A 12,756-nucleotide genomic window follows, 5' to 3' on the forward strand; every position below is an offset into this window, starting at 1 on the left:
TTAGCCGCATGGTCAGGATGAGTGCGGAAGAGCGGCGTGAGAGCGTCATCCGCGCGGCGGCGGCCGAGTTCGCCCGCGGCGGCTACCACGGCACGTCGACCGAGGCGATCGCCCGGCGCGTCGGCGTCTCGCAGCCGTATCTCTTCCGGCTCTTCCCGGGCAAGAAGGCGATGTTCCTGGCGGCGGCGGAGCGCTGCGTGGAGGACACCATCCGCACCTTCGCGGAGGCCTCCGAGGGCCTGCACGGCGAAGAGGCCCTGCACGCCATGGCGAACGCGTACACCAGGGTCATCGCCGAGCACCCGGAACAGCTGATGATGCAGATGCAGATGTACGTCGCCGTCGCGGCCGCCGAGCAGGAGGGCGACCACGAGTTCGGCGAGTCGGTGCGCGCCGGCTGGATGCGGCTGTGGGACACCGTCCATCTGCCGCTGGGCGCCGACGTCAACGAGACGACGACCTTCCTGGCCTACGGGATGCTCGTCAACTGCCTGGTCGGCATGGGCTTCCCGCCCGAGCACCGCGTCTGGGAGGGGCTGTACCCCTCGGCGCGCACCAAGGGCCGGCTGGAGCACTGACGAGGGCGGGTGAGGAGACCGCGCCTTTTCATGATCGAGAAAGTTAGTGATCAATAACTAAGCAGTTATGGGATCAAGCTCTGGGGGAGCAATGTCACAGCACACCGCACGCCGCGGGGGAGCCGCCTGGGCCCTCGTCATCACCAGCGTCGCCGGATTCATGGCGGCCCTGGACAACCTCGTCGTCACCACCGCCCTGCCCTCCATCCGCGAGGACCTCGGCGGGGGCCTGCACGACCTGGAATGGACCGTGAGCGCCTACACGCTCACCTTCGCCGTGCTGCTGATGTTCGGCGCGGCCCTCGGCGACCGCTTCGGCCGCCGCCGGCTCTTCATGGCCGGACTCGCCGTCTTCACCGGGGCATCGGCCGCGGCGGCCCTGGCGCCCGGCATCGACTCCCTCATCGCCGCCCGCGCGGTCCAGGGCGCCGGAGCCGCGGTGATGATGCCGCTGACGCTCACCCTGCTGACCGCGGCCGTGCCCGCCGCCAAGCGGGGCATGGCCTACGGCATCTGGGGAGCCGTCAACGGACTCGCCGTCGCCTCCGGACCGCTGGTCGGCGGCACCCTCACCGAACACATCTCCTGGCAGTGGATCTTCTGGCTGAACGTCCCGCTCGGTCTGGCCCTGCTGCCCCTGGCCCGCCTCCGCCTCGCCGAGTCCCACGGCACCGGAGCCCCGCTCGACATCCCCGGCACCCTCCTCGCCAGCGGCGGACTGTTCGGCATCGTCTACGGCCTGGTCCGCGGCCCCGCCGACGGCTGGACCGGCGGCCTGGTCCTGACGGGCCTGTTCGCGGGCTCCGCGCTGCTCGCCGGCTTCGTCCTCTACAGCACCCGCGCCAAGAACCCCATGCTCCCGATGCGGCTGTTCCGCTCCCGGGCCTTCTCCGGCATCAACGCGGCGAGCCTGCTGATGTTCCTCGGCATGTTCGGCTCGATCTTCCTGCTCAGCCAGTACATGCAGGGCGTCCTCGGCTACTCGCCCACCGAGGCGGGGCTCAGGATGCTGCCCTGGACCGGCATGCCCATGCTCGTCGCCCCGATCGCCGGCATCCTGGCCGACCGCGTCGGCGGCCGCCCTGTCGTCGCGACGGGCCTCTTCCTCCAGGCCCTGGGCCTCGGCTACATGGCGGTCGTGGCCACGGCCGACGCCTCCTACGCGGCCCAGCTGCCCGCCCTGATCGTCAGCGGCATCGGCATGGCCCTGTTCTTCGCGCCCGCCTCGCACCTGGTGATGTCCAGCGTCCGGCCCCACGAGCAGGGCATCGCCTCGGGGGCCAACAACGCCCTGCGCGAGGTCGGGGGAGCGCTCGGCATCGCCGTCATGGCGTCGATCTTCGCGGCCCAGGGCGGCTACGAGACCGGCCAGACCTTCGTCGACGGCATGCGACCCGCCCTGGTGACGGGCTCCGCGGTGGTCGCCCTCGCGGGCGTCGCGGCCCTGCTGATCCCCACCCGCCGCCGCACGGAACACCGACAGGTCCCGGCGAAACCGGCACCGGTACTGGAGACGGCCTCCCGCTGACCGAAAGACGGCACGAGGCTCCGCCGCCTGCCCTGGAAGCCGCCACGCGCGCGTGCGGCCCCGCTCCCCGCGAGCAGGGCCGCACGCACGCGTGCCCGGCGCCGTCAGTGCCGTCTCGTACTCTTGAGCCCGTGCAGGAACTCCACGACGCCCCCCTCGCCCCGCTGACCACCTTCCGGCTGGGCGGCCCCGCGACCCGGCTGATCACCGCGACGACGGACGACGAGGTGATCGCCGTCGTCCGCGAAGCCGACGAGACGGGCACCCCGCTGCTGCTCATCGGCGGCGGCTCGAACCTGGTCATCGGCGACAAGGGCTTCGACGGCACGGCCCTCGTCATCGCCACCAAGGGCTTCTCCCTCGACGGCACGAAGCTGGAGCTCGCGGCCGGAGAAGTGTGGACCGACGCCGTCGCCCGCACGGTCGAGGCGGGCCTGGCCGGCATCGAGTGCCTGGCCGGCATCCCCGGCTCGGCCGGCGCGACCCCCATCCAGAACGTCGGGGCGTACGGCCAGGAGGTGTCCTCCACGATCACCGAGGTCGTCGCGTACGACCGCCGCACCGGCGAGACGGTCACCCTGGCCAATGAGGACTGCGCCTTCTCCTACCGCCACAGCCGCTTCAAGTCCGACCCCGAGCGGTACGTGGTCCTGCGCGTCCGCTTCGCCCTGGAGGACGCCGACGGCCTCTCCGCCCCCCTCCGGTACGCCGAGACGGCCCGTGCCCTCGGTGTCGAAGCCGGCGACCGCGTCCCGCTCGCCTCGGCCCGTGACACGGTGCTCAAGCTGCGCGCCGGCAAGGGCATGGTCCTGGACCCCGAGGACCACGACACCTGGTCGGCCGGGTCGTTCTTCACCAACCCGATCCTCACGGACGCGGACTTCCAGACGTTCCGTGCCCGCGTGCACGACCGGCTCGGCGACGGGGTGGAACCGCCCGCCTACCCGGCCGGCGAGGGCCGTACCAAGACCTCCGCGGCCTGGCTGATCGACAAGGCCGGCTTCGAGAAGGGCTACGGCGACGGTCCGGCCCGGATCTCCACGAAGCACACGCTGGCGCTGACGAACCGGGGAGCCGCGACGACGGAGGATCTCCTCGCCCTGGCCCGTGAGGTCGTGGCCGGTGTGCGCGAGGCGTTCGGAATCACGCTGGTCAACGAGCCGGTGACGGTCGGGGTCAGCCTGTAGGTGTGCTGGGGCCGGGGCGTTGCGCAGCTCGGCGCGACGAGGTGCCGCTGCGCCCACCCGTGCCGCCCTTAGCGGCACGATTGCCCGCAGCTAAGCGGACCGGCAGCCGCCGTACGACGCAAGGGGACGTGTCGGGGGGTGTCCGCCCGCAGCGGTTGGCGCGTCAACGGACAGTCAGTCGGTACGCAAGTCGATCGCGCCGTTCCGAGGACGGACACCCCCCGGCGCGGCCCCGACCCACCCCCGGCGAGAAGGCGAAGGCGCGCACCCCCACACAGCCGCAAGGCATGCCCCGGCACGCGCTACGACACCAGCCACGCATCCACCCCCGCCAGCAGCTCCTCCTTCACCCCCTCCGGCGCCGCCGACCCCCGTACCGACTGCCGGGCCAGCTCCGCCAGCTCCGCGTCCGTGAAGCCGTGATGGACCCGCGCGATCTCGTACTGCGCCGCCAGCCGCGACCCGAACAGCAACGGATCGTCCGCGCCCAGCGCCAACGGCACCCCCGCCTCGAACAGCGTCCGCAGCGGCACGTCCTCCGGCTTCTCGTACACCCCCAGCGCCACGTTCGACGCCGGGCACACCTCGCAGGTCACCTGCCGGTCGGCCAGCCGCTTCATCAGCCGGGGATCCTCCGCCGCCCGCACCCCGTGCCCCACCCGGTTCGCCCCCAGGTCGTCCAGACAGTCACGCACCGACGACGGCCCCGCCAGCTCACCCCCGTGCGGCGCCGACAGCAGCCCGGCCTCCCGGGCGATCCCGAACGCCCGGTCGAAGTCCCGCGCCATGCCCCGCCGCTCGTCGTTCGACAGCCCGAACCCGACGACGCCCCGGTCCGCGTACCGCACCGCCAGCCGCGCCAGTGTCCGCGCGTCCAGCGGATGCTTCATCCGGTTCGCCGCGACCAGCACCCGCATCCCGAGCCCCGTCTCCCGCGACGTCGTCTCCACCGCGTCCAGGATGACCTCCAGCGCCGGGATCAGACCCCCCAGCCGCGGCGCGTAAGACGTCGGGTCGACCTGGATCTCCAGCCACCCCGACCCGTCCCGCAGATCCTCCTCCGCGGCCTCCCGCACCAGCCGCTGGATGTCCTCCGGCTCCCGCAGGCACGAGCGCGCCGCGTCGTACAGCCGCTGAAAGCGGAACCAGCCCCGCTCGTCCGTCGCCCGCAGACTCGGCGGCTCCCCGCTGGTCAGCGCCTCACTCAGCGCATCAGGCAACCGGACGCCGTACTTGTCGGCCAGTTCCAGCACCGTCGAGGGCCGCATCGACCCGGTGAAGTGCAGGTGCAGATGGGCTTTCGGCAGCTCAGAGACATCACGTACACGCTCCATCCCAGGATCCTGCCGTACGCCTCAGCCGTCCCGGTAGCGGTTTCCCCTTTAGTGGTCTTGCTCGCACAAACAATTGGGGCACATACCGAATCCGGTATGTGCCCCAGGCCCGGGGGCCGGCGAAGCGGACGTCAGTCCCGCGCCTCCGCCAGCAGCTTCTGGATCCGGCTCACGCCCTCGACGAGGTCCTCGTCGCCCAGCGCGTACGACAGCCGCAGGTACCCCGGCGTACCGAACGCCTCACCCGGCACCACCGCGACCTCGGCCTCCTCCAGGATCAGCGCGGCCAGCTCGACCGTGTCCTTGGGCCGCTTGCCCCGGATCTCCTTGCCGACCAGCGCCTTCACCGACGGGTACGCGTAGAACGCGCCCTCCGGCTCCGGGCAGACCACGCCGTCGATCTCGTTCAGCATCCGCACGATCGTCTTGCGGCGCCGGTCGAAGGCCTCACGCATCTTCGCGACGGCGTCCAGGTCACCGGAGACCGCGGCCAGCGCCGCGGCCTGGGCGACGTTGGAGACGTTGGACGTGGCGTGCGACTGGAGGTTCGTCGCCGCCTTGACGACGTCCTTGGGGCCGATGATCCACCCGACGCGCCAGCCGGTCATCGCGTACGTCTTCGCGACGCCGTTCACCACGATGCACTTGTCGCGCAGCTCGGGCAGCACCGCCGGCAGCGACACCGCGGAGGCACCGCCGTAGACCAGGTGCTCGTAGATCTCGTCGGTCAGCACCCACAGGCCGTGCTCGACCGCCCAGTGGCCGATCGCCTCGGTCTCCTGCTCGCTGTAGACCGCGCCGGTCGGGTTCGACGGCGAGACGAAGAGCACGACCTTCGTCTTCTCCGTACGGGCCGCCTCCAGCTGCTCGACGGTCACCCGGTAGCCGGTCGTCTCGTCCGCGACGACCTCCACCGGGACACCCCCGGCCAGGCGGATCGACTCCGGGTAGGTCGTCCAGTACGGCGCGGGCACGATGACCTCGTCGCCCGGGTCGAGGATCGCGGCGAAGGCCTCGTAGATGGCCTGCTTGCCACCGTTGGTGACGAGGATCTGCGAGGCGTCGACCTCGTAGCCCGAGTCGCGCAGCGTCTTCGCGGCGATCGCGGCCTTCAGCTCGGGCAGACCGCCCGCGGGCGTGTAGCGGTGGAACTTCGGGTTCTTGCAGGCCTCGATCGCGGCCTCGACGATGTAGTCCGGGGTCGGGAAGTCGGGCTCACCGGCGCCGAAGCCGATCACCGGCCGCCCGGCGGCCTTGAGGGCCTTGGCCTTGGCGTCCACGGCGAGGGTGGCGGACTCGGAGATCGCGCCGACTCGGGCGGAGACCCGGCGCTCGGTGGGAGGGGTTGCAGCGCTCATGGGCCCCATCGTTTCAGACAGGAAACGCGGGCGGCACGGGGGTTTCACAGACTGAACAACGCCGGGCAAACCCCTGAACAACAGTCCGGATCCCCCGCGCCGCCAGGTCGATCTTCAGTCGATATCCCGGGTTGCGAAGCCCTCCCGGCAGGCGATCTTCCGCCAACGTGCCCTTCCCGCGGTCCTATCTGTTCGACGACCGGCCGCAGACCACGTACACTCTCACCTCGTTGGCCTCCCGCAGGCCGCGCCCGTTCGGTGCACACCAAGCATCCGGACGGATGCGGTACGTTGGGGGACACACAAAGGGTCGTAGCTCAATTGGTAGAGCACTGGTCTCCAAAACCAGCGGTTGGGGGTTCAAGTCCCTCCGGCCCTGCTACACACACCTTCGCCAGGATGTGTGCGCATGTACGTACAGCAATGCACCGCCGTGCGGCTCAGACCGGGCGCGGCACGGCCACGACCCGGAATCAGGTGAGGACGAGTGACGGACGCCGTGGGCTCCATCGACATGCCTGATGCCCAGGACGAGGCGCCGGAGTCCAAGAAGACCCGCAAGGGCGGCAAGCGCGGCAAGAAGGGCCCGCTGAAGCGGCTTGCCCTCTTCTACCGCCAGATCGTCGCCGAGCTGCGCAAGGTCGTCTGGCCGACCCGCAACCAGCTCTCGACGTACACGACCGTGGTGATCATCTTCGTCGTCATCATGATCGGCCTGGTCACCGTGATTGACTATGGGCTCAGCAACGCCGCCAAGTACGTGTTCGGCTGAGTCGCCAGCGAAGAGCGCCGAGGTACCCGGCGCTCCTTTCGCATGTTCCACCCCTATGTATCCAGGAAGAAGCAGCCACCGTGTCTGACCCGAACGTGAACGACGCCATCGAGCCTGTCGAGTCCGTCGAGGACGAGCTCGACACCGTCGAGGGCGCGGACAGCGAGGACACCGAGACCTCCGCCGAGGTCGAGGCTGCCGACGCCGTCGCGGACGACGACGCCGCCGAGGCGGAGACCGAGGCCGAGACCGACGCAGAGGTCGCGGACGAGGCCGAGGAAGAGCCCGAGGACGACCGCGACCCGATCGAGAAGCTCCGCGAGGAACTGCGCGTCCTGCCCGGCGAGTGGTACGTGATCCACACCTACGCCGGCTACGAGAACCGCGTGAAGACCAACCTGGAGCAGCGCGCCGTCTCGCTGAACGTCGAGGACTACATCTTCCAGGCCGAGGTGCCGCAGGAAGAGGTCGTCCAGATCAAGAACGGCGACCGCAAGACGATCAAGCAGAACAAGCTCCCGGGCTACGTCCTGGTCCGCATGGACCTGACGAACGAGTCCTGGGGCGTCGTCCGCAACACCCCCGGCGTCACCGGCTTCGTGGGCAACGCCTACGACCCGTACCCGCTGACCCTGGACGAGATCGTCAAGATGCTCGCCCCGGAGGCCGAGGAGAAGGCCGCCCGCGAGGCCGCCGAGGCCGAGGGCAAGCCGGCTCCGCAGCGCAAGGTCGAGGTCCAGGTGCTGGACTTCGAGGTCGGCGACTCGGTCACCGTCACCGACGGCCCGTTCGCCACGCTGCAGGCGACCATCAACGAGATCAACCCCGACTCGAAGAAGGTCAAGGGCCTCGTCGAGATCTTCGGCCGCGAGACGCCGGTCGAGCTCTCCTTCGACCAGATCCAGAAGAACTAGCTCCGGAAGAACCAGATCCAGAAACTGGTTCTCTTCCGGACCCACCGCTTCCGCGCAGGTCAGGCGAACGCTCCGGCGCTTGTCTGACCTGCTCGGTTTTTGGCCGCGCATCTATACCCGTTATCGTTGTGCGGTATGCCTGCATCCGGGTGGTCCCCGGGCGTGGGCAGGACCCGAATCGAAAGGACCCGGAGAGCTATGCCTCCCAAGAAGAAGAAGGTCACGGGGCTCATCAAGCTCCAGATCCAGGCCGGTGCCGCCAACCCGGCCCCGCCGGTCGGCCCCGCGCTGGGTCAGCACGGCGTCAACATCATGGAGTTCTGCAAGGCCTACAACGCCGCGACCGAGTCGCAGCGTGGCTGGGTCATCCCGGTGGAGATCACGGTCTACGAGGACCGCTCCTTCACCTTCATCACCAAGACCCCGCCGGCCGCCAAGATGATCCTGAAGGCCGCGGGCATCGAGAAGGGCTCCGGCGAGCCGCACAAGACCAAGGTCGCGAAGATCACGCGTGACCAGGTCCGCGAGATCGCCACCACGAAGATGCCCGACCTCAACGCCAACGACCTGGACGCCGCCGAGAAGATCATCGCCGGCACCGCCCGTTCCATGGGCGTCACGGTCGAGGGCTGAGCCCCAACCTCCATCAGCAGAAGTGGCAGGGCCTGCTCGGCCCGGACCACGACTCCTAAGAATCCACAGGAGCAGTAGTGAGCAAGCGCAGCAAGTCCCTTCGCGCTGCGGACGCCAAGGTCGACCGGGAGAAGCTCTACGCCCCGCTCGAGGCCGTCCGTCTCGCCAAGGAGACCTCCACGACCAAGTTCGACGGCACCGTCGAGGTCGCCTTCCGCCTGGGTGTCGACCCGCGCAAGGCCGACCAGATGGTCCGTGGCACCGTGAACCTCCCGCACGGCACCGGTAAGACCGCCCGGGTCCTGGTCTTCGCGACCGGCGACCGTGCCGAGGCCGCGCGTGCCGCGGGCGCCGACATCGTCGGCGCCGACGAGCTGATCGACGAGGTGTCGAAGGGCCGTCTGGACTTCGACGCCGTCGTCGCCACCCCGGACCTCATGGGCAAGGTCGGCCGCCTCGGCCGCGTGCTCGGTCCGCGTGGTCTGATGCCGAACCCGAAGACCGGCACCGTCACCCCCGACACCGCCAAGGCCGTCACCGAGATCAAGGGCGGCAAGATCGAGTTCCGCGTCGACAAGCACTCGAACCTGCACTTCATCATCGGCAAGACGTCGTTCGACGACACCAAGCTGGTGGAGAACTACGGCGCGGCGCTGGAGGAGATCCTCCGTCTGAAGCCGTCCGCCGCCAAGGGTCGCTACATCAAGAAGGCCGCCATCACCACCACGATGGGCCCCGGCATTCCGGTCGACCCGAACCGCACCCGCAACCTCCTCGTCGAGGAGGACCCGGCCGCGGTCTGAGCCTCAGGCTCACCCAACCGGTCACGGGCCCCGCACCTCTCACAGGTGCGGGGCCCGTCCCCTTTTCCGGTACGCGCGTCCGCTGCCTGGGTTAACGTGCGGGAACCGGATGGGAACGGGGGACGTATGCAGGGCACGACCGTGCGCCGAGCGGGGCTGGTGCTCGCGCTGGTGACCGCGCTGGCGGGACCGGCCGCCTGCACCTCCCCGGACCCCGGAGACCGCCCCCGCGCGGACGACCGCGCCCCGAGCGGCAGCCACCGGGCCGTCCTGCGCTCCGCCGAGCGCGCCACCGAGCGGGCCGGATCCGCCCGGGTCGAGTCCACGACGACCATGGGCTCGCTGATGTCCATGACCGCCGACGGCACCCTCGGCTGGACCGACGGCATCACCGGCACCCTGACCATCACGTACACCGGCGGCACGATCGCCGACACCATGCGCCGGCTCGGCAGCACCTCGATGGAGGCCCGCTACCTGCCCGACGCCTACTACGCACGCATGGGCGAGAAGTTCGCCGAGCAGACCGGCGGCAAGAACTGGATCCGGTACGCGTACGACGACCTGGACGCACTCACGGGCGGCTCCGGGGCGCACCTCGGGGACCGGATGCGTACCAGCACGCCCAACCAGTCCGTGAAACTCCTGCTGGCCTCCGGGGACGTCAGGAAGGTCGGCGAGGAGACCGTGCGCGGCCGGCCCGCCACGCACTGGTCCGGCACCGTCGAGGCGACGGACGTCACCGACACCGCCCTGCGGAAGCAGCTCACCGAGGCCGGCGTCACCACCGAGACCGTCGACATCTGGATCGACCAGCGGAACCTGCTCGTCAAGAAGGTGGAGAAGGCCCGGGCGACGACGGGCCTGATGACCCAGACCGCCCATTACGGCGACTACGGCGTGCGGGTCCGGGCCGAGCGGCCCCCGCTGTCCGACACCGGCGACTTCGAGGACCTGATGCGGAAGCGGACCGGTACGCCCTGACCTCCCGGAGAATGCGGATAGATCACCTGTGCCCCTCTGGGATAGGCTCACGGCCTTGCTGTGCAGCAAGCATGCATTCCTTGGGGGGAATCAATGAAGAAGCACATACCTGTCGCCGGCCTGGGTGCCCTGGTCCTCGCCGCCGGCGTCGTCGGCTGCGGATCCGAGCAGTCGCCGGAGATGACGCCCGCCGCCGCCGTCGCCAAGGCGGCGAAGAACACGGAGGACATCACGTCCCTCCACTACCGCATGAGCGGTACGGCGCCGGAGTCCGGCAAGGTCAAGGGCGAGGCGTCGATGCGCCTGAAGCCCACGATCGCCATGAGCATGAAGGTCTCGGCGTCCGGCCAGACGGCCACCGCCGGTGAGACCGAGATCCGTCTCGTCGACAAGGCCATGTACATCGGTGGGGGAGCCGAGATGGCCAAGGAGATGGACGGCAAGACCTGGATGAAGTTCGACCTGTCCGGCTCCGACGCCGGCAAGGAACTGGACCAGCTGGGCTCCACCAGCCAGGCCGAGCAGAACCCGGCCGCCGAGTCCACGTTCCTCACGGGCGCCAAGGACGTGAAGAAGGTCGGCTCCGAGAAGGTCGACGGCGTCGAGACGACCCACTACACGGGCACGGTCACCCTCGCCGACCTCCGCGCCTCCCTCAAGAAGGACGACGCGGAGACCCGCGAGCGGCGCGAGAAGAGCATCAAGCAGTACGAGAAGATGGGCATCGACAAGCTCACGATGGACATGTGGATCGACGGTGACGACCACACCAAGCAGTTCCGCACCAAGGGCGACACCGACAAGGGCCCGCTCGACATGACCATCACCTTCCTCGACTACAACAAGCCGGTGGAGATCAAGGCCCCGCCCGCCAAGGACGTCGCCGACCTCGCCGACCTGTTCAAGGGCCTCGACGAGAGCTGATCCGTCTGCTTCTCTCTGGTCGGTCGTACGGGCGGATTTGCTTGACAGCGATTCGTTCCCGTACCCTCCTACAGAAGCCAAAGACCGCTGGTCGTTACCGCGCGCTCGGACGAGGGCGCGGTGGCCGAAGGATCCGCTGAACGGCGGACGACCCGCGCAGGTGACACAGGAGAAGCTCCCGGAGTCCGCCGCCCCGTGCGTGCGTGAAACCGGTCGAGCTACGCCCCGTGCGCTTGCGCCGGGGCGTTTCGTTTTCCCCAGTCCTCCTTCGGGTCCGCGCGGTCCGAATCACCCGGAAGGAGGCCGAGGCTCATGGCGAGGCCTGACAAGGTCGATGCCGTCGAGGAGATGCGGGACAAGTTCCGCAACTCCAACGGCGCCGTCGTTACCGCGTACACCGGTCTCACCGTGGCTCAGCTCCAGCAGCTGCGCCGTTCACTCGGTGAGAACGCTCAGTACCGTGTGGCGAAGAACACGCTGACCAAGATTGCGGCCAACGAGGCCGGGATCACCGCGATCGACGACCTCTTCACGGGTTCGTCGGCCGTCGCCTTCGTGACCGGTGACCCGGTCGAGGCGGCGAAGGGTCTCCGTGACTTCGCCAAGGACAACCCCAACCTGGTCATCAAGGGCGGCGTCCTTGACGGCAAGGCGTTGTCCGCAGATGAGATCAAGAAGCTTGCGGACCTCGAGTCCCGCGAGGTTCTGCTCTCCAAGCTGGCCGGTGCCATGAAGGGCAAGCAGTCGCAGGCTGCCTCTGTCTTCCAGGCGCTGCCGTCGAAGCTCGTCCGCACCGTGGACGCGCTCCGTGCCAAGCAGGACGAGCAGGGCGGTGCCGAGTAACTCGGCTCGCATCCCGGCCGCCGCTGCCTGAACGCGGCGACCGTAGCGGGCCACACGTACGCCCGCCTCACATGTACATCCGGCACCTGCCGATTTAGTGGAAGGACCGCCATCATGGCGAAGCTCAGCCAGGAAGACCTGCTCGCGCAGTTCGAGGAGATGACCCTCATCGAGCTCTCCGAGTTCGTGAAGGCGTTCGAGGAGAAGTTCGACGTCACCGCCGCCGCGGCCGCCCCGGTCGTCATGGCCGGTGGCGCCGGTGCCGCCGCCGGTGCCGAGGCCCCGGAGGAGAAGGACGAGTTCGACGTCATCCTCGCCGGCGCCGGTGACAAGAAGATCCAGGTCATCAAGGTCGTGCGTGAGCTCACCTCCCTGGGCCTGAAGGAGGCCAAGGACCTGGTCGACGGTGCGCCGAAGCCGGTTCTGGAGAAGGTCAACAAGGAGGCCGCCGACAAGGCCAAGGAGGCCCTCGAGGGCGCCGGTGCCTCCGTCGAGGTCAAGTAAGACCTCCCGGATCCGCCAGGATCCACGACACGTCCACCAGGACGTGTAACGCGTAAGCGCCGAGGAGCGATCATCCATCCGGGTGGTCGCTTCTCGGCGTTTCAGGGGTCCGGCCACGGTTGCCTTGCACCCTCTGTGGCGGGGGGTATGGTGATCTTCGTCGTGTCTCTGGGACGGCCCCGGTTCGGGCAGGGGGGCCTTGACGAACCGCACGCAGCGCGCAATTCTCAGGACGCGTCGTCACAAGGATCCGAATCCGAGGCATGGATCGGCGACGAAGAGGGCAGTATCAACGTGCGTTGAGGGCAGGGCCTTGTCGCAGGAGTGGAACAACGAGGGTGAACACGGGTTCCAGAACCCGCACTGGACATCAGTGTGCCGAGTGGCTACACTG

The 12,756-nt window shown here is 69.1% G+C and carries 13 protein-coding genes and 1 tRNA gene; 12 read left to right on the plus strand and 2 right to left on the minus strand.

Annotated features, from left to right (window positions below):
• Positions 1-8: 8 nt before the first annotated feature.
• The 3 genes from ABZ386_RS27265 (at position 9) to ABZ386_RS27275 (ending at position 3,293) form a co-directional block, all read left to right on the plus strand.
• Positions 9-578 carry a helix-turn-helix domain-containing protein gene (locus ABZ386_RS27265; RefSeq protein WP_351337663.1) on the plus strand — a complete coding sequence of 190 codons (570 nt, stop codon included), beginning with the start codon at positions 9-11 and terminating at the stop codon, positions 576-578.
• A 91-nt stretch (positions 579-669) separates the two neighbouring features.
• Positions 670-2,106: an MFS transporter gene (locus tag ABZ386_RS27270; protein WP_351337661.1), complete on the plus strand. Its 1,437-nt coding sequence runs from the start codon at positions 670-672 to the stop codon at positions 2,104-2,106.
• A gap of 131 nt (positions 2,107-2,237) precedes the next feature.
• Entirely contained in the window at positions 2,238-3,293 is a 1,056-nt protein-coding gene (locus tag ABZ386_RS27275; protein WP_351337658.1) for a UDP-N-acetylmuramate dehydrogenase, read from the plus strand.
• Positions 3,294-3,595: 302 nt separating this feature from the next.
• On the opposite strand, the gene ABZ386_RS27280 is transcribed toward ABZ386_RS27275, so the two are convergent.
• Both ABZ386_RS27280 and ABZ386_RS27285 read right to left on the minus strand, forming a co-directional pair.
• Positions 3,596-4,627, minus strand: a complete 1,032-nt coding sequence (locus ABZ386_RS27280) for an adenosine deaminase (protein WP_351337655.1) — start codon at positions 4,625-4,627, stop codon at positions 3,596-3,598.
• A 131-nt stretch (positions 4,628-4,758) separates the two neighbouring features.
• A complete protein-coding gene (locus tag ABZ386_RS27285) occupies positions 4,759-5,985 on the minus strand; it encodes a pyridoxal phosphate-dependent aminotransferase (protein WP_351337652.1) in 1,227 nt (408 codons plus the stop codon).
• Between the two features lie 306 nt (positions 5,986-6,291).
• Here ABZ386_RS27285 and ABZ386_RS27290 point away from each other — a divergent pair.
• The 9 genes from ABZ386_RS27290 to rplL all read left to right on the plus strand — a co-directional run bounded on the left by ABZ386_RS27290 (position 6,292) and on the right by rplL (position 12,362).
• Positions 6,292-6,364, plus strand: a tRNA-Trp gene (locus ABZ386_RS27290).
• A gap of 108 nt (positions 6,365-6,472) precedes the next feature.
• Positions 6,473-6,757 (plus strand): preprotein translocase subunit SecE, encoded by a 285-nt coding sequence (gene secE / locus ABZ386_RS27295; protein WP_114254766.1) that lies wholly within the window; start codon positions 6,473-6,475, stop codon positions 6,755-6,757.
• Positions 6,758-6,837: 80 nt separating this feature from the next.
• On the plus strand, positions 6,838-7,671 hold the full coding sequence (gene nusG / locus ABZ386_RS27300; RefSeq protein ID WP_351337649.1) for a transcription termination/antitermination protein NusG: 834 nt from the start codon (positions 6,838-6,840) through the stop codon (positions 7,669-7,671).
• A gap of 198 nt (positions 7,672-7,869) precedes the next feature.
• Positions 7,870-8,304: a 50S ribosomal protein L11 gene (rplK, locus tag ABZ386_RS27305; RefSeq protein WP_003992325.1), complete on the plus strand. Its 435-nt coding sequence runs from the start codon at positions 7,870-7,872 to the stop codon at positions 8,302-8,304.
• Positions 8,305-8,381: 77 nt separating this feature from the next.
• Entirely contained in the window at positions 8,382-9,107 is a 726-nt protein-coding gene (gene rplA, locus ABZ386_RS27310; protein ID WP_351337647.1) for a 50S ribosomal protein L1, read from the plus strand.
• A 126-nt stretch (positions 9,108-9,233) separates the two neighbouring features.
• Positions 9,234-10,091, plus strand: a complete 858-nt coding sequence (locus ABZ386_RS27315) for a hypothetical protein (protein WP_358966244.1) — start codon at positions 9,234-9,236, stop codon at positions 10,089-10,091.
• Between the two features lie 93 nt (positions 10,092-10,184).
• Positions 10,185-11,015 carry a DUF1396 domain-containing protein gene (locus ABZ386_RS27320; protein ID WP_351337643.1) on the plus strand — a complete coding sequence of 277 codons (831 nt, stop codon included), beginning with the start codon at positions 10,185-10,187 and terminating at the stop codon, positions 11,013-11,015.
• A 312-nt stretch (positions 11,016-11,327) separates the two neighbouring features.
• Positions 11,328-11,858, plus strand: a complete 531-nt coding sequence (gene rplJ, locus ABZ386_RS27325) for a 50S ribosomal protein L10 (protein WP_114254771.1) — start codon at positions 11,328-11,330, stop codon at positions 11,856-11,858.
• A 114-nt stretch (positions 11,859-11,972) separates the two neighbouring features.
• Positions 11,973-12,362: a 50S ribosomal protein L7/L12 gene (gene rplL, locus ABZ386_RS27330; protein ID WP_351337640.1), complete on the plus strand. Its 390-nt coding sequence runs from the start codon at positions 11,973-11,975 to the stop codon at positions 12,360-12,362.
• Positions 12,363-12,756: the final 394 nt, after the last annotated feature.

This window comes from Streptomyces sp. NPDC006140, from assembly GCF_040628815.1.
Taxonomy (GTDB): domain Bacteria; phylum Actinomycetota; class Actinomycetes; order Streptomycetales; family Streptomycetaceae; genus Streptomyces.